Annotated in this window: 20 protein-coding genes and 3 tRNA genes; 20 read left to right on the top strand and 3 right to left on the bottom strand. The window is 71.2% G+C overall.

Going from position 1 to position 22,469, the window contains the following annotated elements; genetic code table 11:
* Positions 1-165 precede the first annotated feature (165 nt).
* Entirely contained in the window at positions 166-2,706 is a 2,541-nt protein-coding gene (locus ACFXDE_RS19910) for an ATP-binding protein (protein ID WP_380435834.1), read from the top strand.
* A 69-nt stretch (positions 2,707-2,775) separates the two neighbouring features.
* Entirely contained in the window at positions 2,776-3,450 is a 675-nt protein-coding gene (locus ACFXDE_RS19915; protein WP_380495998.1) for a response regulator, read from the top strand.
* A 271-nt stretch (positions 3,451-3,721) separates the two neighbouring features.
* On the opposite strand, the gene ACFXDE_RS19920 is transcribed toward ACFXDE_RS19915, so the two are convergent.
* Positions 3,722-4,993, bottom strand: coding sequence for a hydrolase (locus ACFXDE_RS19920; RefSeq protein ID WP_380496000.1), 1,272 nt, complete (start codon positions 4,991-4,993; stop codon positions 3,722-3,724).
* A 252-nt stretch (positions 4,994-5,245) separates the two neighbouring features.
* On the opposite strand from ACFXDE_RS19920, the gene ACFXDE_RS19925 reads away from it, so the two are divergent.
* The 6 genes from ACFXDE_RS19925 (at position 5,246) to ACFXDE_RS19950 (ending at position 7,805) form a co-directional block, all read left to right on the top strand.
* Positions 5,246-5,318: transfer RNA gene (locus tag ACFXDE_RS19925), tRNA-Thr, on the top strand.
* A 43-nt stretch (positions 5,319-5,361) separates the two neighbouring features.
* Positions 5,362-5,434, top strand: a tRNA-Met gene (locus tag ACFXDE_RS19930).
* A gap of 83 nt (positions 5,435-5,517) precedes the next feature.
* Complete coding sequence (rpmG, locus tag ACFXDE_RS19935; protein WP_006604855.1) at positions 5,518-5,682, top strand: 50S ribosomal protein L33; 165 nt, start codon at positions 5,518-5,520, stop codon at positions 5,680-5,682.
* A 132-nt stretch (positions 5,683-5,814) separates the two neighbouring features.
* Positions 5,815-6,273 carry a MaoC family dehydratase N-terminal domain-containing protein gene (locus tag ACFXDE_RS19940; protein WP_359962150.1) on the top strand — a complete coding sequence of 153 codons (459 nt, stop codon included), beginning with the start codon at positions 5,815-5,817 and terminating at the stop codon, positions 6,271-6,273.
* 5 nt (positions 6,274-6,278) lie between these two features.
* Entirely contained in the window at positions 6,279-6,701 is a 423-nt protein-coding gene (locus ACFXDE_RS19945; protein ID WP_380435840.1) for a MaoC family dehydratase, read from the top strand.
* Between the two features lie 60 nt (positions 6,702-6,761).
* Positions 6,762-7,805: a UDP-N-acetylmuramate dehydrogenase gene (locus ACFXDE_RS19950; RefSeq protein ID WP_380496002.1), complete on the top strand. Its 1,044-nt coding sequence runs from the start codon at positions 6,762-6,764 to the stop codon at positions 7,803-7,805.
* On the opposite strand, the gene ACFXDE_RS19955 is transcribed toward ACFXDE_RS19950, so the two are convergent.
* Both ACFXDE_RS19955 and ACFXDE_RS19960 read right to left on the bottom strand, forming a co-directional pair.
* Positions 7,802-8,854: an adenosine deaminase gene (locus tag ACFXDE_RS19955; protein WP_380435844.1), complete on the bottom strand. Its 1,053-nt coding sequence runs from the start codon at positions 8,852-8,854 to the stop codon at positions 7,802-7,804. The genes ACFXDE_RS19950 and ACFXDE_RS19955 overlap by 4 nt on opposite strands.
* 138 nt (positions 8,855-8,992) lie before the next feature.
* Entirely contained in the window at positions 8,993-10,240 is a 1,248-nt protein-coding gene (locus tag ACFXDE_RS19960; protein ID WP_380435846.1) for a pyridoxal phosphate-dependent aminotransferase, read from the bottom strand.
* Between the two features lie 284 nt (positions 10,241-10,524).
* Here ACFXDE_RS19960 and ACFXDE_RS19965 point away from each other — a divergent pair.
* The 12 genes from ACFXDE_RS19965 to rpoB all read left to right on the top strand — a co-directional run bounded on the left by ACFXDE_RS19965 (position 10,525) and on the right by rpoB (position 22,404).
* Positions 10,525-10,597: transfer RNA gene (locus tag ACFXDE_RS19965), tRNA-Trp, on the top strand.
* A gap of 150 nt (positions 10,598-10,747) precedes the next feature.
* Entirely contained in the window at positions 10,748-11,104 is a 357-nt protein-coding gene (gene secE, locus ACFXDE_RS19970) for a preprotein translocase subunit SecE (protein WP_359962165.1), read from the top strand.
* Between the two features lie 209 nt (positions 11,105-11,313).
* Positions 11,314-12,195, top strand: a complete 882-nt coding sequence (gene nusG / locus ACFXDE_RS19975; RefSeq protein ID WP_380496005.1) for a transcription termination/antitermination protein NusG — start codon at positions 11,314-11,316, stop codon at positions 12,193-12,195.
* 165 nt (positions 12,196-12,360) lie between these two features.
* Positions 12,361-12,795 (top strand): 50S ribosomal protein L11, encoded by a 435-nt coding sequence (gene rplK, locus ACFXDE_RS19980; RefSeq protein WP_350511356.1) that lies wholly within the window; start codon positions 12,361-12,363, stop codon positions 12,793-12,795.
* Positions 12,796-12,898: 103 nt separating this feature from the next.
* Positions 12,899-13,621 carry a 50S ribosomal protein L1 gene (gene rplA, locus ACFXDE_RS19985; RefSeq protein WP_360342401.1) on the top strand — a complete coding sequence of 241 codons (723 nt, stop codon included), beginning with the start codon at positions 12,899-12,901 and terminating at the stop codon, positions 13,619-13,621.
* Between the two features lie 147 nt (positions 13,622-13,768).
* A complete protein-coding gene (locus ACFXDE_RS19990; RefSeq protein ID WP_380435851.1) occupies positions 13,769-14,557 on the top strand; it encodes a hypothetical protein in 789 nt (262 codons plus the stop codon).
* Between the two features lie 123 nt (positions 14,558-14,680).
* A complete protein-coding gene (locus ACFXDE_RS19995; protein ID WP_380496008.1) occupies positions 14,681-15,517 on the top strand; it encodes a hypothetical protein in 837 nt (278 codons plus the stop codon).
* A 160-nt stretch (positions 15,518-15,677) separates the two neighbouring features.
* The gene (locus ACFXDE_RS20000; RefSeq protein WP_380496010.1) at positions 15,678-16,010 is read left to right on the top strand and encodes a hypothetical protein; all 333 of its coding nucleotides are present in this window, start codon (positions 15,678-15,680) and stop codon (positions 16,008-16,010) included.
* Positions 15,989-16,852 carry a hypothetical protein gene (locus ACFXDE_RS20005; RefSeq protein WP_380496012.1) on the top strand — a complete coding sequence of 288 codons (864 nt, stop codon included), beginning with the start codon at positions 15,989-15,991 and terminating at the stop codon, positions 16,850-16,852. The genes ACFXDE_RS20000 and ACFXDE_RS20005 overlap by 22 nt, the downstream gene beginning before the upstream one ends.
* Positions 16,853-17,195: 343 nt before the next feature.
* Positions 17,196-17,759, top strand: a complete 564-nt coding sequence (rplJ, locus tag ACFXDE_RS20010) for a 50S ribosomal protein L10 (protein ID WP_350503606.1) — start codon at positions 17,196-17,198, stop codon at positions 17,757-17,759.
* Positions 17,760-17,847: 88 nt separating this feature from the next.
* Positions 17,848-18,228 carry a 50S ribosomal protein L7/L12 gene (gene rplL, locus ACFXDE_RS20015; RefSeq protein WP_363648534.1) on the top strand — a complete coding sequence of 127 codons (381 nt, stop codon included), beginning with the start codon at positions 17,848-17,850 and terminating at the stop codon, positions 18,226-18,228.
* A gap of 699 nt (positions 18,229-18,927) precedes the next feature.
* The gene (rpoB, locus tag ACFXDE_RS20020) at positions 18,928-22,404 is read left to right on the top strand and encodes a DNA-directed RNA polymerase subunit beta (RefSeq protein ID WP_329930352.1); all 3,477 of its coding nucleotides are present in this window, start codon (positions 18,928-18,930) and stop codon (positions 22,402-22,404) included.
* Positions 22,405-22,469 lie beyond the last annotated feature (65 nt).

A 22,469-nucleotide genomic window follows, 5' to 3' on the forward strand; every position in this document is an offset into this window, starting at 1 on the left:
ACGTGGGCCTGCGCCTCTGGGAGATCTCGGCCCTCGCACCCCGTGGCCTGGCCCTCCGCCAGATCGCGCTGCCGTACCCCCGCCCGGGTCGGCCGCCGTACACCCCGACCCCGGTGCGGGGCCGCCCTGGCAGGCCGCCCCGCAGGACACGAAAGAGCAGCGCCCATGGCCCGCGACCTCACGCCCGGCACCGGCACCCGCAGCGGCCGGCTGCGGGTGTACCTGGGTTCCGCCCCCGGGGTCGGCAAGACCTACCGGATGCTGGACGAGGCGCGGCGCAGACAGGAGCGCGGCGCCGACGTCGTGGTCGGGTACATCGAGTGCCACGGCCGCCGGCACACCGAGGGCATGCTGGCCGGCCTGGAGGTCCTGCCGCGGGTCCACCGCTCCTACCGGGAAGCCGAGTTCGAGGAGATGGACCTCGACGGCGTGCTCGCCCGCCGCCCGTCCGTCGTCCTCGTCGACGAGCTCGCGCACACCAACATCCCCGGCGGCCGCAACGCCAAGCGCTGGCAGGACGTCGAGGACCTGCTCGCCGCCGGCATCGACGTCATCAGCACCGTCAACATCCAGCACCTGGAATCGCTGAACGACGTCGTCCAGAAGATCACCGGGATCCCGCAGCGGGAGACCGTCCCGGACGAGGTGGTCCGCCGGGCCGACCAGATCGAACTCGTCGACATGGCCCCGCAGGCGCTGCGCCGCCGCATGGCCCACGGCAACGTCTACAAGGCGGAGAAGGTGGACGCCGCGCTCTCCAACTACTTCCGGGTCGGCAACCTCACCGCCCTGCGCGAACTCGCCCTGCTGTGGGTCGCCGGGCGGGTCGACGAGGGCCTGCGCGACTACCGGGCCAACCACAACATCGACCGCGTCTGGGAGACCCGCGAACGCGTCGTGGTCGCCCTCACCGGCGGCCCCGAGGGCGAGACGATCATCCGCCGCGCCGCCCGGATCGCCGACCGCACCGCCGGGGGCGACCTCCTCGCCGTCCACGTGACCAGGAGCGACGGCCTGGCCGGCGCCTCCTCCGGCGCGCTCGCCCAGCAACGGCAGCTGGTCGAGACCCTCGGCGGCAGCTACCACGTGGTGGTCGGCGACGACATCCCCACCGCGCTGCTGGCCTTCGCCCGCGCCCACGACGCCACCCAGCTGGTCCTCGGCACCAGCCGCCGCGGCCGGATCAGCCGTTTCCTCACCGGCCCCGGCATCGGCGAGACCACCGTGGACGCGTCCGAGGACATCGACGTCCACATGGTCACCCACGAGTTCACCCGCCGCGGCCGGCTGCCCTCGCTCGGCCGGCGCCACTCCAAGCGCCGCACCATCGCCGGCTACGCGGCCGGCTTCGTGGTGCCCTGGATCCTGACCGGGATCCTCTCCCAGGCGCACCACAGCGTGAACCTCACCACCGACGCGCTGATCTTCCAGCTCGGCGTGGTCATCGTCGCCCTGCTCGGCGGCGCCACCTCGGCGCTGCTGGCCGCCGTCATCGCCTCGGTGCTGCTCAACTACTTCTTCATCCCGCCCGTCCACACCCTGACCATCACCGAGACGAACAACATCGTCGCCCTGGTGGTCTTCGCCGCCGTCGCGCTGGCCGTCTCCACCGTCGTCGACCACGCCGGCCGGCTCACCAGCCGGGCCGCCCGCGCCACCGCCGAGGCCGAGACCCTCTCCACCCTGGCGGGCAGCGTGCTGCGCGGCGCCGACGCGCTGCCCGCGCTGCTGGAGAAGTCCCGGACGGCCTTCGGCATGGACGCCGTCGCCCTGCTCTCCCGCACCGGCGGCGAGGTGCTGGCCCACTCCGAGGCCGAACACCCGGGCGAGCCGGGCGGGGAGACCACCGAGGTGCCGGTCGGCACCGACGCCGTCCTGGTCCTCACCGGCCGCCGGCTGCCCGCCGCCGACCAGCGCGTCCTCACCGCCTTCGCCGCCCACGTCGCCGCCGCCCTGGAGCGCGACCGGCTGGCCGTCGTCGCCGCCGAGGTCGAGCCGATCAAGGCCGCCGACCGGATGCGCACCGCCCTGCTCGCCGCCGTCAGCCACGACCTGCGCACCCCGCTGGCCGCCGCGCTCGCCTCGGTCGGCTCGCTGCGCAGCCCCGACGTCGAGTTCTCGCCCGAGGACCAGGCCGAACTCCTCGCCACCGCCGACGAGTCGCTGGTCAAGCTCACCCGCCTGGTCGACAACCTGCTCGACATGAGCCGCCTCCAGGCCGGCGCCCTCACCCTGCACCTCACCGAGACCCACCTCGACGAGATCCTGCCCCGGGCGCTGGACAGCCTCCCCGACCCGTACGCGCCGGTCCAGCCGCTCGACCTCGACACCGCCCCGCCGGTGCTCGCCGACCCGCCGCTGCTGGAGCGCGTCCTCGCCAACGTGATCACCAACGCGCTGCGCCACAACGCGCCCGGCGCGCCCGTCCTGGTCACCGCCAGCCACCACGCCGACCAGGTCGAGATCCGGGTGATCGACCGCGGGCCCGGCATCGCCCCCGAGGACCGGGACCGGGTCTTCCTGCCGTTCCAGCGCCTCGGCGACACCGACAACACGACCGGCGTCGGCCTCGGCCTCGCCCTCTCGCGCGGCCTCGCCGAAGCCATGGGCGGCAGCCTGGAGGTCGAGGACACCCCCGGGGGCGGCACCACCATGCTGCTCACCCTGCCCGCAGCCGCCACCCGGGAGGAGCCTGAACATGAGTGAGCGAAGCGAACGAATCATCGAGAGGTGCGTGTTTCGCGAAGCGACCGCCGAGCGAAGCGAGGTGGCCGCATGAGTGAAATTCTGATCGTCGACGACGAACCCGCTCTACTGCGGACGTTGCGGATCAACCTCAGCGCCCGGCACTACGCCGTCCGGACGGCCGCCAGCGGCGGTGAGGCGCTCGACCGCGCCGCCCGCACCAGCCCGGACGCCGTCCTGCTCGACCTCGGCCTGCCGGACGTCGACGGCATGGACGTCCTGCGCGGCCTGCGCAGCCACAGCGCGATGCCGATCATCGTGCTGTCCGGCCGCTCCGGCGCCGCCGACAAGGTGGGCGCCCTCGACGCCGGCGCCGACGACTACCTCACCAAGCCCTTCCAGATGGAGGAGCTGCTGGCCCGGCTGCGCGCGGTGCTGCGCCGGCCCTTAGGCGGCCTCCCGCTGCTCCAGCCGGTCATCGGCGACCACATCGTGGACCTCGCCGCCACCACCGTCACCGGCCCGTCCGGCCCGGTGCGGCTCACCCCGACGGAGTGGCGCATCCTCGCCCTGCTGCTCGCCAACCCGGGCCGGCTCGTGCCCGGACGGCAGATCCTGCGCGAGGTGTGGGGGCCGGCCCAGGAGGAGCGCGGCAACTACCTGCGGGTCTACCTGGCCGGGCTGCGCCGCAAGCTGGAGCGGGACCCGGCCCGGCCGCGGCACCTGATCACCGAACCGGGCATCGGGTACCGCTACGAGCCCTGACGGGCCGGCCGCGTCGTCAAAGGACCGTCAAGCCGTCAAAGGCCCGTCAAGAGGCACCGGTTCACCGACAGGAGGGCGTCAAGGCCGGTCGGGAGCGGTCGTCCGCGGGCGTAGCGTCAGTGCTGTCCGAGCGGGCGCCGGCTCCAATGTGGGGGAGGCAGGGGCCCGCTCCCGCCGCCGCAAGGCGGCCAGCAGGTGGGGGAGGGGCGCGCAACTGTCCATTGCGCGCCCCTACGCCTTTTCCGGCCCTGCGCCTATCGGGGGACGGGACTCAGCCCCCGCCGCTGCTCCCCGACTGTCGCGGCAGCGCCAGTGCCACGGTGTCCGCGAACTCCCGTACGGCGCTCGTCCGGCTGACCACCCGCCCGCTGTGCACCACCAGCCGGCTGTGCCCGCCCGCGAGCGCCCCGGCCAGGCTGTCCCCGCGCACCGCCAGGAGCTCCGCCGGGAACCCGGCGTCCACCCGCACCGGCGGCAGTCCGAGCGCCGCCCGGGCCCGGTTCGCCACCGCGTCGTACGCCTCGTCCGGGCCCAGTGCCCCGCTCGCCGCCAGCAGGTACGCGGCCTCCAGCGGATCCGCCCGGCCGACCGGGTTCGACTGGTCCCGCAGCGTGCCGCTGCCCGCCGACAGCTCGACCCGGGCCTCCGTCAACTCCCTGAGCAGGCCGGGGCGCAGGCCCGTCGGCGGGCCTTCGAGACCGGAGCAGCCGCCGTTCTGCGGCAGGCACACCACCCGCACCCCCGCGGTGGCCAGCACCGTCGCCGCGCCGCGGGCCAGCGACCCGCACGGGCCGAGCGTCACGCGCGGCTGCAGCGGAGCCAACGCGCTGACCAAGCGGGCGAGTTGGGCCGGATCGGCGGCGGTCGTGTGGAGGTCCACCGGGCAGTCCGCCTCGCGGGCGGCCTCCAGCAGCACCTGCACGTACCCGGCCGGGTCCGGGTCCAGCTCCGGGCAGCCGCCGGCCGCGGTGGCGCCCAGCTTGAGCGCGTCGCGCAGCTGCGCCCGGCCGTCCGCCCCGGCCCGGCCGGTCAGGAGTCGGGGCATCGCCACCGCCTGGAGCTCGGCCAGCCCGCGCAGCGCCTGCCGGGCGGTGAGCACCGCCTCCAGCCGGCCCAGCCCGTGCACGTCGCCGATCCGGACGTGGGTGCGCTGGGCGGTGGCGCCGTAGCCGAGCGAGGTGAGCGCGGCCTCGGTGATCCGCCGGGTGAGGTCGGCGGGCGTCTCGGGCGGCGGGGTGGGCAGTGCGGCGGAGAAGGCGACGTCGTAGTGGGCGTGCGCCTCGACGGGGGCGGGCAGCAGCAGGTAGCCCTTGAGGTCGATCTTGGCGCCGGTGGTGACGGTGGGCGTGCCCGGCATGGCGGGCAGCGGGCCGAGGCTGCCCACGGTGCCGACGGCCTGGATCCGGTCGCCGCTGATCCGGACGTCCACCACCCGCCCGTCGGCCAGCCGGGCGCCGGTGAGCAGGAGGACCGGGCCGTGCCCGAGCGGGTTGGCCGCCGGGCCGGGCCCCTGGTGCGGCCCGTCGGCGGCTGCGCTGTCCATCGCCGGCTCCTTCTCGCGCTGGGGCCCGTCGGGTGGCAGGCCGTCCCGATCAATGAGGGTCGAGCCTATGGGGCCGGGGGGCGGGGCGCCGGGAGGCGGGCATTAGTCGTATCGGGTCGGGCCGCGCGGCTCGCAGGCCGCTCGAACGCGGTGCCTTGGATCGTTCGTCCGTGCACCGCGCCCACCTGCGGTCTTCGCGGCCGGATACGGATTTCACCTCTGGGCGCGGAACGTGTAATCTCTTCCTCGTTCGCCCCTATAGCTCAGTCGGTAGAGCGTCTCCATGGTAAGGAGAAGGTCTGCGGTTCGATTCCGCATGGGGGCTCTGGTGAAAAGCAGTCAGCTTCGGCTGTGCTGCGGATCACTGTGGCGGTGTAGCTCAGTTGGTAGAGCAAGCGGCTCATAATCGCTGTGTCACCGGTTCAAGTCCGGTCACCGCTACCCCGCGTAGTCGGTCGGGAGATCGCACTCCCGGTCGGCTACTCTTGTTGTGTTCTTATTCGTTGTCCAAGGAAGGCACTCCCGTGGCTGCCACCGATGTCCGCCCGAAGATCACGCTGGCCTGCGTGGAGTGCAAGGAGCGGAACTACATCACCAAGAAGAACCGGCGTAACGACCCGGACCGTCTTGAGATGAAGAAGCACTGCCCCCGCTGCAACTCGCACACCGCGCACCGCGAGACCCGCTGACCCTCCCGTAGGGCATCGGGCCTGTGTGAATCCAGGTCTCATACTCCGGGCCGCATCCCTCACTGGGTTGCGGCCCGGAGTTTTTTCGTACCCACCGCTTCGTATCCACCGCGTCCTCGAGGAGTTGCCGCCATGGCGCTCGATCCCTCCTTCATCGGGCGGACCTATCCGCCGACCGAGCCCTACGAGGTCGGTCGCGAGAAGATCCGTGAGTTCGCCGTCGCCGTCGGTGACCACAACCCGGCCTACACCGACCCCGAGGCGGCCAAGGCGCTCGGCCACCCCGACGTGATCGCCCCGCCGACGTTCCCCTTCCTGATCACCTACCGGGCCGCGGCCCAGGTGGTCGAGGACCCGGAGCTGGGCCTGGACTTCACCCGGGTGGTGCACGGCGACCAGAAGTTCGCCTACACCCGCCCGGTGCGGGCCGGCGACCGGCTGTCGGTCGACGTGACCATCGACAACATCAAGTCGCTGGCGGGCAACGACGTGCTCACCGTCCGCGGCGAGGTGACGGACGCGACCGGCGAGCACGTGGTGACGTCGGTCATGACCCTGGTGGCCCGGGCCGCCGACGAGGCGGGGGAGTGAGCCCGATGGCGATCAGCTACGACGAGGTCGAGGTCGGCACCGAGCTGCCGGCGCAGTCCTTCCCCGTGACGCGCGACACCCTGGTGCGCTACGCGGGCGCCTCCGGCGACTTCAACCCGATCCACTGGAACGAGAAGTTCGCGCTGGAGGTCGGCCTGCCCGACGTCATCGCCCACGGCATGTTCACCATGGCCGAGGCGATCCGGGTGGTCACCGACTGGGTCGGCGACCCGGCGGCCGTGGTCGAGTACGGCGTCCGCTTCACCCGCCCGGTCCCCGTCCCAAACGACGGCGTCGGCTCGGTGATCGAGGTCTCCGGCAAGGTCGCCAAGCTCCTCGACGACCGCAGGGTCCAGGTCGACCTCGTCGCCACCTTCGGCGGCCAGAAGGTCCTCGGCATGTCCCGGGCCGTCGTCCGCCTCGGCTAGGACCCGTACCGGGTGGAAGGGGTGCCGGGCGGTGCTCCTCCCACCCGTACGCTGGGGGGCGTGCTGGTAGAAAACGACGCCCCCCTTGCCCCGCTGACCACGCTCCGGCTCGGCGGGCCGGCCCGCAGGCTGGTCACCGCGCACACCGACGACGAGGTCGTCGCCGCCGTCCGTGAGGCCGACGCGGCGGGCGAGCCGCTGCTGGTGATCGGCGGCGGCTCGAACCTGGTGATCGGCGACGCCGGCTTCCCCGGCACGGTGCTGCGGATCGCCACCACCGGCTTCGCGCTGGACGGGACGGTCCTGGAGCTGGCGGCCGGCGAGGTCTGGTCGGCGGCGGTCGAGCGGACCGTCCTCGACCACGGCCTGGCGGGCATCGAGTTCCTGGCCGGCATCCCCGGCTCGGCCGGTGCCACGCCCGTGCAGAACGTCGGCGCGTACGGCCAGGAGGTCGCGCAGACGATCACCGAGGTCGTCGCGTACGACCGCACCGCCGACGAGGTCGTCACGCTGGCGAACGACGCGTGCGGGTTCTCCTACCGGCACAGCCGCTTCAAGGCGGAGCCGGACCGCTACGTCGTGCTGCGGGTGCGCTTCGCCCTCGCGGACCACGACGGCCTCTCCAGCCCGGTGAAGTACGCCGAGGTGGCGAAGCACTTCGGCGTCGAGCAGGGCGAGCGGGTGCCGCTGGAGAAGGCCCACGACGCGGTGCTCGGGCTGCGCGCCGGCAAGGGCATGGTCCTGGACCCGGCGGACCATGACACCTGGTCGGCCGGCTCCTTCTTCACCAACCCGGTGCTCACGGCCGCGCAGTACGAGTCCTTCCGCACCCGTCCGGGCACCGAGAACGCCCCCGCCTACCCGGCGCCGGAGGGCTGCACCAAGACCTCGGCCGCGTGGCTGATCGACAAGGCCGGCTTCGGCAAGGGCTACGGCAGCGGTCCGGCCACGCTCTCCACCAAGCACACCCTGGCCCTGACCAACCGCGGCTCCGCCACCGCCGAGGACCTGCTCGCGCTCGCCCGGGAGATCCGGGACGGCGTGCGGGCGGCCTTCGGGGTGGAGCTCGTCAACGAGCCGGTGATGGTGGGCGTGCGGCTCTAGGACCCGTCCACGGGGCCGTGCCCGTCGGCCAGCCAGGCGTCGATGTCCGCCAGGAGCTCCTTGCGGACGGCCTCCGGCGCGCACGAGCCGCGGACGGACTGGCGGGCCAGCTCGGCGAGTTCGGCGTCGGTGAAGCCCAGCACGTCGCGGGCCAGGTCGTACTGGGCGGCCAGCCGGCTGCCGAACAGCAGCGGGTCGTCCGCGCCGAGCGCGAGCGGCACCCCGGCGTCGAACAGCTTGCGCAGCGGGACCTCGTCCGGGTGCTCGTAGACGCCCAGCGAGACGTTGGACGACGGGCAGACCTCGCAGGTGACCTGCCGGGCGGCCAGCCGCTCCATCAGCCGCGGGTCCTCGGCGGCCCGCACGCCGTGGCCGATCCGGCCCGCGCCCAGGTCGTCCAGGCAGTCCCGGACGGACTCCGGGCCGGCCAGCTCGCCGCCGTGCGGGGCGGCCAGCAGCCCGCCCCGGCGGGCGATCGCGAAGGCCCGGTCGAAGTCCCGGGCCAGGCCGCGGCGCTCGTCGTTGGAGAGGCCGAAGCCGACCACGCCGTGGTCGGCGTAGCGGACGGCGAGCCGGGCCAGGGTCCGGGCGTCCATGGGGGACTTCATCCGGTTCGCCGCGACCAGCACCCGGATGCCCACGCCGGTGGCCGCGGCGGCCTGCTCGACGGCGTCGAGGATGAGTTCCAGCGCGGGGATCAGCCCGCCCAGCCGGGGGGCGTACGAGGTCGGGTCGACCTGGATCTCCAGCCAGCGGGAGCCGTCCCGCCGCTCGTCCTGCGCGGTCTCCAGGACCAGCCGGCGGATGTCGGCCTCGTCCCGGAGCACCGAGCGCGCGGTGTCGTAGAGGCGCTGGAAGCGGAACCAGCCGCGTTCGTCGGTCGCCCGCAGCCTGGGCGGCTCGCCGGAGCTGAGCGCCTCCGGCAGCCGGACGCCGTGTTTGTCGGCCAGTTCCAGCAGGGTGGCCGGACGCATCGAGCCGGTGAAGTGCAGGTGCAGGTGGGCCTTCGGGAGGCCCCTGACGTCTCGCGGATTCAACAGGCGTTCCATTTGCCGATCCTGCCCTATCGGGCCCCCGAACGGGAACCGCCCTCCCTTCATCCCCCGATGGGGTGAAAGGAGGGCGGTCCGCCGGTGAACCCGGCGCGTCGGGTCGACGACGGCCGTCGGCCGGGCGTCGGCCGGTCGTCAGTCGCGGGCCTCGCCGAGCAGCTGCTGGATCCGGCCGATGCCCTCGACCAGGTCGGCGTCGCCGAGCGCGTAGGAGAAGCGCAGGTAGCCGGGGGTGCCGAAGGCCTCGCCCGGGACGGCGGCGACCTCGACCTCGTCCAGGATCAGGCTCGCCAGCTCGCCGGAGGTCTGCGGGCGCTTGCCGCGGATCTCCTTGCCGAGCAGGCCCTTGACGGACGGGTAGGCGTAGAACGCGCCCTCGGGCTCGGGGCAGACGACGCCCTCGATCTCGTTGAGCATCTTCACGATGGTCTTGCGCCGGCGGTCGAACGCGGTGCGCATCTCGTGCACGGCCGAGAGGTCGCCGCTGACGGCGGCGATCGCGGCGCGCTGGGCGACGTTGGAGACGTTCGAGGTGGCGTGCGACTGCAGGTTGGTCGCGGCCTTGATGACGTCCTTCGGGCCGATCACCCAGCCCACCCGCCAGCCGGTCATCGCGTAGGTCTTGGCGACGCCGTTGACGACGATGCACTTGTCGGCCAGGCCGGGCAGCAGGGCCGGCAGCGAGGTGAAGGCCGCGTCGCCGTAGACGAGGTGCTCGTAGATCTCGTCGGTGAGCACCCACAGGCCGTGCTCCAGCGCCCAGCGGCCGATCTCCTCGGCCTCGGCCCGGGTGTACACCGCGCCGGTCGGGTTGGACGGCGAGACGAAGAGCACCACCTTGGTGTTCTCGGTGCGGGCGGCCTCCAGCTGCTCGACCGAGACCTTGTAGCCCGTGGTCTCGTCGGCGATCACCTCGACCGGGACACCGCCGGCCAGCTGGATCGACTCCGGGTAGGTGGTCCAGTACGGGGCCGGGACGATGACCTCGTCGCCCGGGTCCAGGATCGCCGCGAACGCCTCGTAGATCGCCTGCTTGCCGCCGTTGGTCACGAGCACCTGCGAGGCGTCCACCGCGTAGCCCGAGTCGCGCAGGGTCTTGGCGACGATCGCTTCCTTCAGCTCGGGCAGGCCGCCGGCCGGGGTGTAGCGGTGGTTCTTCGGGTCGCGGCAGGCCTCGACGGCCGCCTCGACGATGTAGTCCGGGGTGGGGAAGTCGGGCTCGCCGGCGCCGAAGCCGATCACCGGGCGGCCGGCCGCCTTGAGGGCCTTGGCCTTGGCGTCCACGGCGAGGGTCGCGGACTCGGCGATCGCGCCGATCCGGGCGGAGACCCGGCGGTCGGCGGGGCGGATGGAGGGGTCGGGCTGCGGGGTGGAAGCGCTCATGCCTGCATCGTCGCAGAACCGGGACGGACCGGGCAGCGCGGTTTCACCATCCGTACGGGCCCGTCCGAATCGCGGCCGCGGATGATCGGACGGTGATCATGCGGGCATGCCGGACATAAGCCGGGCGACCGGTGCTCCGGCGAGAAGAGGTTCGACCAAACAGCCCCGGACCACGTACACTCACTGCTCGACGGCCACCGAAAACAACCGGAGCTTTCACCGCATGTGCAGACAGCGGCGGGAGATGCGGTAGGTTGGTCGCTACCGGAGCCGCGAGGCACCGTAGGGCAATAGCTCAATTGGTAGAGCACCGGTCTCCAAAACCGGCGGTTGGGGGTTCAAGTCCCTCTTGCCCTGCTGCTTGACCCGTATTCAGCCCGTTCGCTCCACAGAGCGAGCGGGCTTGATGCGGAGAGGGCACCGATCAGCACCGCTTTAGCCGGCTAGCACGTGCCCGACCGGGTGCGCAGGTGATGCTCGGCAGGACCCGGATTCAGGTGAGGACGAGTGACGGAGACCACGGGCTCCACCGCAACGCCTGAGAGCGGCAACCCCGAGGGTGCCGACGGCGCTGCCGAGAACGCGCCCGCCGAGGGCGAGGAGAAGGCGCTCTCGCGCCGCGACCGCAAGCGCGCCAAGCGTTCGGGCGACAAGTCCGGCAAGCGGGCCAAGAAGGGCCTGTTCGCCCGGATCGGCCTGTTCTACCGCCAGATCATCGCCGAGCTGCGCAAGGTCGTCTGGCCCACCCGCGGCGAGCTCACCAGCTACACCACCGTCGTGGTCACCTTCGTCGTGGTCATGATGGCCCTGGTGGCCGGTCTGGACTACGGCTTCTCCAAGCTCAGCCTGCTGGTCTTCGGCTGACCGAGCCGACCGCCTTCGAAAAGCTTCCCGACCCGGGCCGATACTTCGGCCCGGGTCGAGCTGTCTGCGCCGCACGTACACGGCCGCTACCGTTGACTCGGTACTGTTGAAGTCTCCGGACATCCACCTGGCGCCCGCGCGAGCGGGGCGCGCGGGCGGCCGTAGCGGAGCGCGCCACCTTCACCATCTCCAGGAAAGAAGCAGCCACCGTGTCTGAGTCCCCCCTGTACGACGCCGACGAGACCGTCCGCGAGGCGGATGTCGCCGCCGAGCTGGACGCGGCCGAGCAGGCTGACGACGCAGCGTCCGCCGAGCAGATCGTGGACGCCGTGGACGGCGACGAGGACGAGGTCGAGGCGTTCGACGAGGCCGAGGCCGGCGAGCCCGCCGAGGAGGCCGCGCTGCACGTGGAGACCGTCGAGGAGCCCGCCGCCGAGGTCGAGGAGGCCGAGGAGGAGGCCGCCGAGGTCGAGGAGGCCGTCGAGGTCGACCCGGTCGCCAAGTTCCGCGAGGACCTGCGCTTCATGCCCGGCGAGTGGTACGTGATCCACACCTACGCCGGCTACGAGAACCGGGTGAAGCAGAACCTGGAGCAGCGCGCCGTCTCGCTGAACGTCGAGGAGTACATCTTCCAGGCCGAGGTGCCGCAGGAGGAGGTCGTCCAGATCAAGAACGGCGACCGCAAGACCATCCGCCAGAACAAGCTCCCCGGCTACGTCCTGGTGCGCATGGACCTCACCCCCGAGTCCTGGGGCGTCGTGCGCAACACCCCCGGTGTCACCGGCTTCGTGGGCAACGCCTACGACCCGTACCCGCTGACCCTGGACGAGGTCGTCAAGATGCTCGCCCCGGACGTCGAGCGCCAGGCGGCCAAGGAGGCCGGCAAGCCCTCGCCGGTCAAGCCCAGCGAGATCCAGGTCCTGGACTTCGAGGTCGGCGACTCGGTCACCGTCACCGACGGCCCGTTCGCGACCCTCCAGGCGACCATCAACGAGATCAACCCCGACTCGAAGAAGGTCAAGGGCCTGGTCGAGATCTTCGGCCGGGAGACCCCGGTCGAGCTGTCCTTCGACCAGATCCAGAAGAACTAGTCGTACGGTCTTCGGATTCGGGGCGGGGCCGACGGCCCCGCCCCGAATCCGTTTTGGTCCAGCGGCGCGGACGCGTTAGCCTGGTTCGATGTGTGTGCTGGCGACCGGGTGTCGCCCCGGTTCCGCACGCACCAGCAATCACCTCTCGGAAGGACCCGGAGAGACATGCCTCCCAAGAAGAAGAAGGTCACGGGGCTTATCAAGCTCCAGATCAACGCCGGCGCGGCCAACCCGGCTCCGCCGGTCGGCCCCGCGCTGGGCCAGCACGGCGTCAACATCATGGAGTTTTGCAAGGCCTACAACGCTGCGACCGAGTCGCAGCGCGGCATGATCGTGCCGGTGGAGATCACGGTCTACGACGACCGTTCCTTCACCTTCATCACGAAGACGCCGCCGGCCGCGCGCCTCATCCTGAAGGCCGCCGGTATCGACAAGGGCTCCAGCGAGCCGCACAAGACCAAGGTCGCCAAGCTCACCAGCGCCCAGGTCCGCGAGATCGCCACGACCAAGATGCCCGACCTCAACGCCAACGACCTGGACGCGGCGGAGAAGATCATCGCCGGCACCGCCCGGTCGATGGGCATCACCGTCGAGGGCTGACCAGCCCCGTCCCGTCAGGGACAAACCGGCTCAGCCGTCCCTGTGGTAGGGCCTGCGCAGGTCCGTCGAATACCACAACTCCAATCACCATTCAGGAGCAGCAGTGAAGCGCAGCAAGGCTCTGAAGGCCGCGGACGCTCAGGTCGACCGCGAGCGCCTTTACGCCCCCCTCGAGGCCGTCCGCCTCGCCAAGGCGACCAGCACCACCAAGTTCGACGGCACCGTCGAGGTCGCCATGCGTCTGGGCGTCGACCCGCGCAAGGCCGACCAGATGGTCCGCAGCACCGTGATCCTCCCGCACGGCACCGGTAAGACCGCTCGGGTCCTGGTCTTCGCGACCGGCGAGCGTGCCGAGGCCGCGCGTGCTGCGGGCGCCGACATCGTCGGCTCCGACGAGCTCATCGACGAGGTCGCCAAGGGCCGCCTCGACTTCGACGCCGTCGTCGCCACCCCGGACCTCATGGGCAAGGTCGGCCGCCTGGGCCGCGTGCTCGGTCCCCGTGGCCTGATGCCGAACCCGAAGACCGGCACCGTGACCCCGGACGTCGCCAAGGCCGTCAACGAGATCAAGGGCGGCAAGATCGAGTTCCGCGTCGACAAGCACTCGAACCTGCACTTCATCATCGGTAAGGCCTCCTTCACCGACGAGCAGCTGGTCGAGAACTACGCCGCCGCGCTGGACGAGGTGCTCCGCGCCAAGCCGTCCGCCGCCAAGGGCCGCTACATCAAGAAGACCGCGTTCTCGACCACCATGGGCCCCGGCATCCAGGTGGACCCGAACCGCACCCGCAACCTCCTCGTCGAGGAAGACCCGGCCGCGGTCTGAGCCACAGCGCTCCAGAGCAGTCCGTCACGGCGGGCCCGTACTCCCCTCGCGGGGAGTGCGGGCCCGCCGTCGTTGCGTTGTCGGGCGCGTCGTACGCTCGGCCGGTCGGATCATGTGACCGACTCGTGTCGACCGCCGGAGTGTGCCGTGCTGCCGTCCGCCCACCGCCTCGCCGCCCTCGGGGCCGTCCTGCTCCTGCTCGGTGGCACCACCGGGTGCAGCCTGCTGGCCGTCCCGGACGCCCGTACCCCGGGCAACGTCGCGGCGGCGGTCCCGCCCAGGCAGGTGGTGCTCGCGGCGGCCCAGGCGCTCGACGACGCCGGCGGGGCCCGGATCGACGTCGTGACCGAGGGCCCGGCCGGGCGCCGCACCGCGAGCGGCACGCTGGTCTGGGGCGACCGGGACGAGACCGACCTGAGCGTCACCGACGAGCTGGGCACCGGGCGGCTGACCGGCCGCGACGGCGAGTTCGACCTCGTCTACCAGGGCGGCGCGGCCAAGCACGCGGACCGTACGGGCGCCGAGTCGCTGGACCCGCGCGCGGGCGCCTCGCCCGGCGGGTACGCGGGCGGCTGGACGACCTGGCTGATCAGCACTCCGGGCAGCACGGCGTACACGATGGTCCAGGCCGGGGCGCTCGGTTCGCTCGGCGCCGAGCAGCTGGCCGGGACGACGGTCGCGCACTACCAGGGCGCAGCGCCGGTGGCCGACTACTTCGGCGCGGACAAGGACTTCTCGGCCGAGCGGCTCGCCGGGGTGCTCGCCTACTACCGCGGGCTCGGGGTCACCACGATCGGGTTCGACGTGTGGGTGGGGCCGGGCAACCGGCTGCTGCGGTTGCGCGAGACGGCCAGGGGGAGCGGTGGAACCGTGGTGACCACGACGGACGTCTCCGCCCCCGGGGAGGGAGAGGGAACGCCCGCCCCGACGGGCTGACGGGCGCGCGGACATCCCCGCGTGCCGGTTCTGGCGATCCGTTAGAGTCCGCCTGAGCGAGGGCCGAAAATCGGCTCTTCAGCGGATCGTTTCGGATCTTACGGGGGGACTCCCATGCGTGCTGTGCGTCTCGCTTCGGCCGTTGTCACGGCCGCCGTGCTGGTGGGGGGCGTGACCGCCTGCGGCAGCAGTGCCAAGAGCGCGGCCGACACCAAGGGCGGTGACACCAAGGCCGCGGGCGACGCCGTCGCCGGGGCCCTGGGCGGGGACCCGAAGGCCGCGCTGGCCGCCTCCGCGCTGGTGATGCAGAAGGCCGGCAACGGCAAGGTCACCATGGTCGCCCCGGACGGCTCCACCCACACCGGCGGCAGCGGCGACGCCGACTGGAAGGACCCGGGCAAGACGTCCGTGGACCTCACCGGTGAGATGGACACCAAGAAGCTGCGCATCCGGGTGGTCGGGACCGACGTCTACCTCGGCGGCGGGGACGCCGAGGCCGCGGCGCTCGGCGGCAAGCACTGGGTGAAGATGCCCGCCGGCAACGAGATGGGCGACGGCCTCCTGCTGATGACCCAGATGCTCAACCCGGTCGTCCAGCTGACCCTGGCCGCGGCGAACAAGCCGACCAAGGTCGGCCAGGAGGCCGTCGAGGGCACCCAGGCCACCCACATCCGCTCGGTGGAGGACACCTCCACCATGGTGGCCGGCATGACCGGGCTCAGCCCGGAGCAGCGCCAGGCCGTCCAGAAGTCGCTGGAGCAGGACGGCAAGACCATCACCGTCGACCTCTGGCTCGACGCCAAGCAGCAGCTGGTGCAGCTCCAGGAGTTCGGCGACAAGAACGGCGAGCACGACGCCGTCACCGTCAAGTACGCGGGTCTCGGCAGCGCGGCGAAGATCGCGGCGCCCGCCGCGGCGGACCTCGGCAACCCGGCCGACATCCTCAAGCTGCTCGGCTGAGCCGCCCGACCACCGCACGGGGAGCCCATCGGGCTCCCCGCTCGGCAAGCTCCTGACGCCCCTCACCGGCGGCCGGTCGGCCCCGTACCGCTCCACCCGGGACGCGATGTAGCTGCGCCTCGGCGGTCAGGCCGTCGGTGCCGTGGGAGGGCGGCACCGGTTGCACTACGGCAAGGCGGTCATGGCCAAGGTCTCCGGGGGGACGGCCGACCGGCTCGTGGTCAAGCGCGTCGAGCAGGGCGCCACCAAGAACGGCGCGTTCAGGGTCACCGTCACATACTCGGACTACGGCACCCCGGTGACCGCCCCCGCTCCGGACCCCGCCGACACGGTGGAGCCGTCCGAGCCGGCGGCGCTGGACAAGGGGGCGCCGCGGGCTGACCCGGGCCCGGGTGGCATGGTGGCCGGAACAGCGAGGCCGCCGCGGCGGCGACCGCGGCGGAAGGGCGACCGGGGCGAAAGGGGACAGCGATGGCGGGACGGCGGCGGCTGACGGCCGTGGCGGTCGTCGTGCTGCTGGCGAGCGGGCTGAGCGCGTGCGGCGGTGGCGACGACGCCGGGCCGACGCCCACCGGCAGCCCGACCCCGACCAGCGCCTCCCCGACGGGGCCGGCCAAGCCGACCGACCGCTCGCCGCACGGCGTCCTGCTCTCCGCCGAGCTGGCCATGCAGACCGCCCGCCGGGCCAAGGTCAGCTACCGGCTGGGGGCCGACGCCGGCGCCGGGCCGCTGTTCTGGCAGCCCAAGACGGCGCTGCAGATCAAGCGGTCCACCCCGGCCGACGCCGAGCAGCTGATCGTCGTGGACACCGTCGCCTACCAGGGCGGCGACGCGGCCACCGCGGCCCGTCAGGGCGGCAAGCACTGGGAGCGCTTCTCCACGCCGCCGGGCCCGGACGGCCACAAGGAGGTCCCGTACGCGGGGCTGATCGACCTGCTGAACCCGGTCGAGGCGCTGACCGCCGCGACCGCGGACGGCGTGGAGCCGCGGTTCGTCGCCGAGGAGAAGTTCGAGGACTCGACCGTCGAGCACTACCAGGTGACGACGACCGCGGAGAAGTACGCGGCTGCCCAGACCCAGCTGAGCCAGTCCCGCCGGGACGGGCTGCGGGCGGCGCTCGCCCCCGGCGGCTCGCTCTCGCTGACCCTGGACCTGTGGCTGAACGACAAGGACCAGCTGGTCAAGCTCCAGCGCACCGGTACCGGGGACTCCGGCCGGGCGGACGACTCGGTGCTCTACACCGACCTCGCCGGCGCCCTGCTCTCCGTCCAGGCCCCTGCCGAGACCGACACCGTGGACACCGGGACGCGCACGGTGTCCCCGCTGGCCCGCTGAGCTCCCGGCGTCCCGGGGGCGATTTGCCCCGGACGGCGGAGTCCGGTTACTGTTGCCGAAGCCAAAGACCGCTGGTTGTCGCCACGCTCTCGTCAGGGAGCCGGTGACCGAAGGATCTGCGCCCCGTGCGCAGGCAGCCCGCGCAGGTGTGTCTGGAGCTTCGACTTCCGGGTCCGCGTTCGCGCGAATGCCCGTCGAGGTCGCTACGAGCCCCGTGCGCCTGCGCACCGGGGCTCATTGCATTTTCCGCAAGAGCTTTCCTTCCGTCCGGTCGGTTCGAGGTGTGAATGGTCGACTTTCGCGGTCGGCCGGACTTCGACATCACGGAAGGAGGCGTAAGCCTATGGCCAGGCCCGACAAGGCTGCCGCCGTCGCCGAGATCACGGACAAGTTCCGTGGCTCCTCCGCGGCGCTGCTGACCGAGTACCGCGGTCTCTCGGTGAAGCAGGTCAAGACCCTGCGTCGCTCGCTCGGCGACAACGCCGAGTACGCCGTGGTGAAGAACACGCTGACCAAGATCGCGGCCAATGAGGCCGGGATCTCCGAGCTGGACGACCTGTTCAACGGTCCGACGGCTGTCGCCTTCGTCACCGGTGACCCGGTGGAGTCGGCGAAGGCTCTGCGTGACTTCGCCAAGGAGAACCCCGCTCTCATCATCAAGGGCGGTGTCCTTGACGGTAAGGCGCTGTCCGCCGATGAGATCAAGAAGCTCGCGGACCTCGAGTCCCGCGAGGTGCTGCTCGCCAAGCTGGCGGGTGCCCTGAAGGCCAAGCAGTCCCAGGCTGCCGCGCTCTTCCAGGCCCTGCCGTCGAAGCTCGTCCGCACTGTGGACGCGCTGCGCGACAAGGTCGAGCAGGGCGGTGCCGGTACGCCGGCTCCCGCCGCCGAGGACGCCGCCGCCGAGTAATTCGGCAGGCTCACGCCTCGCTGCGGGCCCGTGCCCGCCCAACCCGTACATACGGCACCACCTGCCGATTTAGTGGAAGGACGCCATCATGGCGAAGCTGTCCCAGGACGAGCTGCTCGCGCAGTTCGAGGAGCTCACCCTCATCGAGCTCGCTGCCTTCGTGAAGGCCTTCGAGGAGAAGTTCGACGTCACCGCCGCCGCCCCGGTCGCCGTTGCCGCCGCCGGTGGCCCGGCCGCCGTCGAGGCCGTCGAGGAGCAGGACGAGTTCGACGTCATCCTCGATGGTGCCGGCGACAAGAAGATCCAGGTCATCAAGGAGGTGCGCACCCTGACCTCCCTCGGCCTGAAGGAGGCCAAGGACCTCGTTGACACCGCTGGTGCCAAGGTCCTGGAGAAGGTTGCCAAGGACGTTGCCGAGAAGGCCAAGGCCGCCCTCGAGGGTGCCGGCGCCAAGGTCACCGTCAAGTGATCTCGGGCCCCCTCCGAGGGGGCTCCGGGCCGGGCCGATCACCCTTGCGGGTGGTCGGCCCGGCCTTTTCGCGTTCCCGGCCGCAGGTCGGGACCACCGGTGTGGCCCATCGCTCACTCGGCACTGTCGGTGCCGGGGGGTATGGTGATCACCGTCATCGGGAGTAGCCCCCACCACGGCTTCTGTAACGCCGGAGGGGTTCCGATCGATGGACAGGGCGAGGTCCGCGCCGGAGGCGGGGCCCTTGACGAACCTGGCGCGGCGCGCGATTCTCAAGGCGCGAGTCCCCCCGGTTGGTTTGCGGCTGGATGCATAACCAGCGGCTCCGGCGGGAAGTGACTCCACGTGAGTTGAGCGGCCCGGCTCGGTCCGGGCCGGTGCAGTGCCCAGAGCAGTACCGGCGAGCGCCCGCGCCCGCCGGCTACCGGGAGGAGTCTCCGATTCGGTTTCCGAATCAGAGCTGGACAGCAGTGTGCCCTTTGGCTACACTGTCCCTTTGCGCTGCCTGTTAGCTGCTCCGTGACTCGTCGCCCGGAGTTTGCGTTGCCCTGAAGGGGTCTGGCACCACCTCCGCAAAGCGGCTCTGACCTGGGACTTCGGTCCCGGCGGAGGCCAGTGGCGAGGGAGGCGGGACCAAGCCCATGCAGGCCCGGCTGGTACGCGCGTAGTGAGCTCCGAGCCCTCGGAAGGACCCCCCTCTTGGCCGCGCCGCGCAACGCCTCGAACAATTCCGCCGCATCCACCGCCCCGCTCCGCGTCTCCTTCGCGAAGATCAAGGAGCCCCTCGAGGTCCCCAACCTCCTGGCCCTGCAGACCGAGAGCTTTGACTGGCTGCTCGGCAACGCGGCCTGGAAGTCCCGGGTCGAGGCGGCGCTGGAGAACGGTCAGGACGTCCCCACCAAGTCCGGTCTGGAGGAGATCTTCGAGGAGATCTCCCCGATCGAGGACTTCAGCGGGTCGATGTCCCTGACCTTCCGCGACCACCGTTTCGAGCCGCCGAAGAACTCGATTGACGAGTGCAAGGACCGTGACTTCACGTACGCGGCCCCGCTCTTCGTCACGGCCGAGTTCACCAACAACGAGACCGGTGAGATCAAGTCTCAGACGGTCTTCATGGGCGACTTCCCGCTCATGACCCACAAGGGCACGTTCGTGATCAACGGCACCGAGCGTGTCGTCGTGTCGCAGCTGGTCCGTTCCCCGGGTGTGTACTTCGACTCCACCCTGGACAAGGTCTCCGACAAGGACATCTACTCCTGCAAGGTCATCCCCTCGCGTGGTGCCTGGCTGGAGATGGAGATCGACAAGCGCGACATGGTCGGCGTCCGCATCGACCGCAAGCGCAAGCAGTCCGTCACCGTGCTGCTGAAGGCGCTCGGCTGGACCAACGAGATGATTCTCGAGGAGTTCGGCGAGTACGAGTCCATGCGCAACACCCTGGAGAAGGACCACACCCAGGGCCAGGACGACGCGCTGCTGGACATCTACCGCAAGCTGCGTCCGGGCGAGCCGCCGACGCGCGAGGCCGCGCAGACGCTTCTGGAGAACCTGTACTTCAACCCGAAGCGCTACGACCTCGCGAAGGTCGGCCGCTACAAGGTGAACCGGAAGCTGGGCAACGCCGAGTCGCTGGACTCCGGCGTGCTCACCGAGCCCGACATCATCGGTGCGATCAAGTACCTGGTGAAGCTGCACGCCGGTGAGACCGAGTGGAACGACGAGACCGGCCGCGACATCGTGGTCGAGGTCGACGACATCGACCACTTCGGCAACCGCCGCCTGCGCAACGTCGGCGAGCTCATCCAGAACCAGGTCCGTACGGGTCTCGCCCGTATGGAGCGCGTCGTGCGCGAGCGCATGACCACCCAGGACGTCGAGGCGATCACGCCGCAGACCCTGATCAACATCCGGCCGGTCGTCGCCTCCATCAAGGAGTTCTTCGGCACCAGCCAGCTGTCGCAGTTCATGGACCAGACGAACCCGCTGTCGGGCCTGACCCACAAGCGCCGTCTGTCCGCCCTCGGTCCCGGTGGTCTCTCCCGTGAGCGCGCCGGCTTCGAGGTCCGTGACGTGCACCCCTCGCACTACGGGCGCATGTGTCCGATCGAGACCCCCGAAGGCCCGAACATCGGTCTGATCGGGTCGCTCGCCTCGTACGGCCGGGTCAACGCGTTCGGCTTCATCGAGACCCCGTACCGCAAGGTCGTCGACGGTGTCGTCACCGAGCAGGTGGACTACCTCACCGCCGACGAGGAGGACCGCTACGTCATCGCCCAGGCGAACGCCCCGCTGACCGCGGACCTGCACTTCGCCGAGCCTCGCGTCCTGGTCCGCCGCCGTGGCGGCGAGATCGACTACATCCCGGGCTCCGAGATCGACTACATGGACGTCTCGCCGCGCCAGATGGTGTCGGTCGCGACCGCCATGATCCCGTTCCTCGAGCACGACGACGCCAACCGCGCGCTCATGGGCTCGAACATGATGCGCCAGGCGGTGCCGCTGCTGAAGAGCGAGGCCCCGCTGGTCGGCACCGGCATGGAGTACCGCTGCGCCGTCGACGCCGCCGACGTCATCACCGCCGAGAAGGCCGGTGTCGTCCAGGAGGTCTCGGCCGACTACGTCACCGTGGCGAACGACGACGGCACCTACACCACGTACCGCGCCGCCAAGTTCACCCGCTCGAACCAGGGCACCGCCTTCAACCAGAAGGTGCTCGTGGACGAGGGCGCCCGGGTCGAGACCGGCCAGGTCCTGGCCGACGGCCCGTGCACCGACGAGGGCGAGATGGCCCTCGGCAAGAACCTGCTCGTGGCGTTCATGTCGTGGGAGGGTCACAACTACGAGGACGCGATCATCCTGTCGCAGCGCCTCGTGCAGGACGACGTCCTCTCCTCGATCCACATCGAGGAGCACGAGGTCGACGCCCGTGACACCAAGCTCGGCCCCGAGGAGATCACCCGGGACATCCCGAACGTCTCCGAGGAGGTCCTCGCCGACCTCGACGAGCGCGGCATCATCCGCATCGGCGCCGACGTCGTCACCGGCGACATCCTGGTCGGCAAGGTCACCCCGAAGGGCGAGACCGAGCTGACCCCCGAGGAGCGCCTGCTCCGCGCGATCTTCGGCGAGAAGGCCCGTGAGGTCCGCGACACCTCGCTGAAGGTCCCGCACGGTGAGTCCGGCAAGGTCATCGGCGTCCGCGTCTTCGACCGCGAAGAGGGCGACGAGCTGCCCCCGGGCGTCAACCAGCTGGTCCGCGTCTACGTGGCCCAGAAGCGCAAGATCACCAACGGTGACAAGCTCGCCGGCCGTCACGGCAACAAGGGCGTCATCTCCAAGATCCTGCCGGTCGAGGACATGCCGTTCCTGGAGGACGGCACCCCGGTCGACATCATCCTCAACCCGCTGGGCGTCCCGTCCCGAATGAACCCCGGGCAGGTCCTGGAGATTCACCTCGGGTGGCTCGCCAAGCAGGGCTGGGACGTCTCCGGCCTCGCCGACGAGTGGGCCCAGCGCCTGCAGGCGATCGGCGCCGACACCGTCCAGGGCGGCACCAACCTCGCCACCCCGGTCTTCGACGGCGCCCGCGAGGACGAGATCACCGGCCTGCTGGACAACACCACGCTCACCCGTGACGGCGAGCGCCTGGTGAACTCCACCGGCAAGGCCCGCCTGTTCGACGGCCGCTCCGGCGAGCCGTTCCCGATGCCGGTCTCGGTCGGCTACATGTACATCCTCAAGCTGCACCACCTGGTCGACGACAAGCTGCACGCCCGTTCGACCGGTCCGTACTCGATGATCACCCAGCAGCCGCTCGGTGGTAAGGCGCAGTTCGGTGGTCAGCGCTTCGGTGAGATGGAGGTGTGGGCCCTCGAGGCGTACGGCGCGGCCTACGCGCTGCAGGAGCTGCTCACCATCAAGTCCGACGACGTGCTCGGCCGCGTGAAGGTCTACGAGGCCATCGTCAAGGGCGAGAACATCCCCGAGCCCGGCATTCCCGAGTCCTTCAAGGTCCTCATCAAGGAAATGCAGTCGCTCTGCCTCAACGTGGAGGTGCTGTCCTCGGACGGCCAGTCCATCGAGATGCGGGACTCCGACGAGGACGTCTTCCGCGCCGCCGAGGAGCTCGGCATCGACCTGTCCCGGCGCGAGCCGAGCAGCGTCGAAGAGGTCTGACGGAGGTTGGGCCGGCCCGCTGACCGGGCCGGCCCGCCCCCAGGCCCCCCTCAGACCACATGAAC

It is taken from the genome of Kitasatospora sp. NPDC059408 (assembly GCF_042751525.1).
GTDB lineage: Bacteria > Actinomycetota > Actinomycetes > Streptomycetales > Streptomycetaceae > Kitasatospora.

Coding starts and splice junctions, on each gene's coding strand:
- ACFXDE_RS19920 (WP_380496000.1), bottom strand. CDS start 4,993: ATGGACAGCGCAGCCGCCGACGGGCCGCACCAGGGGCCCGGCCCGGCG.
- rplJ (WP_350503606.1), top strand. CDS start 17,196: ATGGCCAGGCCCGACAAGGCTGCCGCCGTCGCCGAGATCACGGACAAG.
- ACFXDE_RS19960 (WP_380435846.1), bottom strand. CDS start 10,240: ATGAGCGCTTCCACCCCGCAGCCCGACCCCTCCATCCGCCCCGCCGAC.
- ACFXDE_RS19915 (WP_380495998.1), top strand. CDS start 2,776: ATGAGTGAAATTCTGATCGTCGACGACGAACCCGCTCTACTGCGGACG.
- ACFXDE_RS19955 (WP_380435844.1), bottom strand. CDS start 8,854: ATGGAACGCCTGTTGAATCCGCGAGACGTCAGGGGCCTCCCGAAGGCC.
- ACFXDE_RS19910 (WP_380435834.1), top strand. CDS start 166: ATGGCCCGCGACCTCACGCCCGGCACCGGCACCCGCAGCGGCCGGCTG.
- ACFXDE_RS19940 (WP_359962150.1), top strand. CDS start 5,815: ATGGCGCTCGATCCCTCCTTCATCGGGCGGACCTATCCGCCGACCGAG.
- ACFXDE_RS20005 (WP_380496012.1), top strand. CDS start 15,989: ATGGCGGGACGGCGGCGGCTGACGGCCGTGGCGGTCGTCGTGCTGCTG.
- rplL (WP_363648534.1), top strand. CDS start 17,848: ATGGCGAAGCTGTCCCAGGACGAGCTGCTCGCGCAGTTCGAGGAGCTC.
- rplK (WP_350511356.1), top strand. CDS start 12,361: ATGCCTCCCAAGAAGAAGAAGGTCACGGGGCTTATCAAGCTCCAGATC.
- ACFXDE_RS19945 (WP_380435840.1), top strand. CDS start 6,279: ATGGCGATCAGCTACGACGAGGTCGAGGTCGGCACCGAGCTGCCGGCG.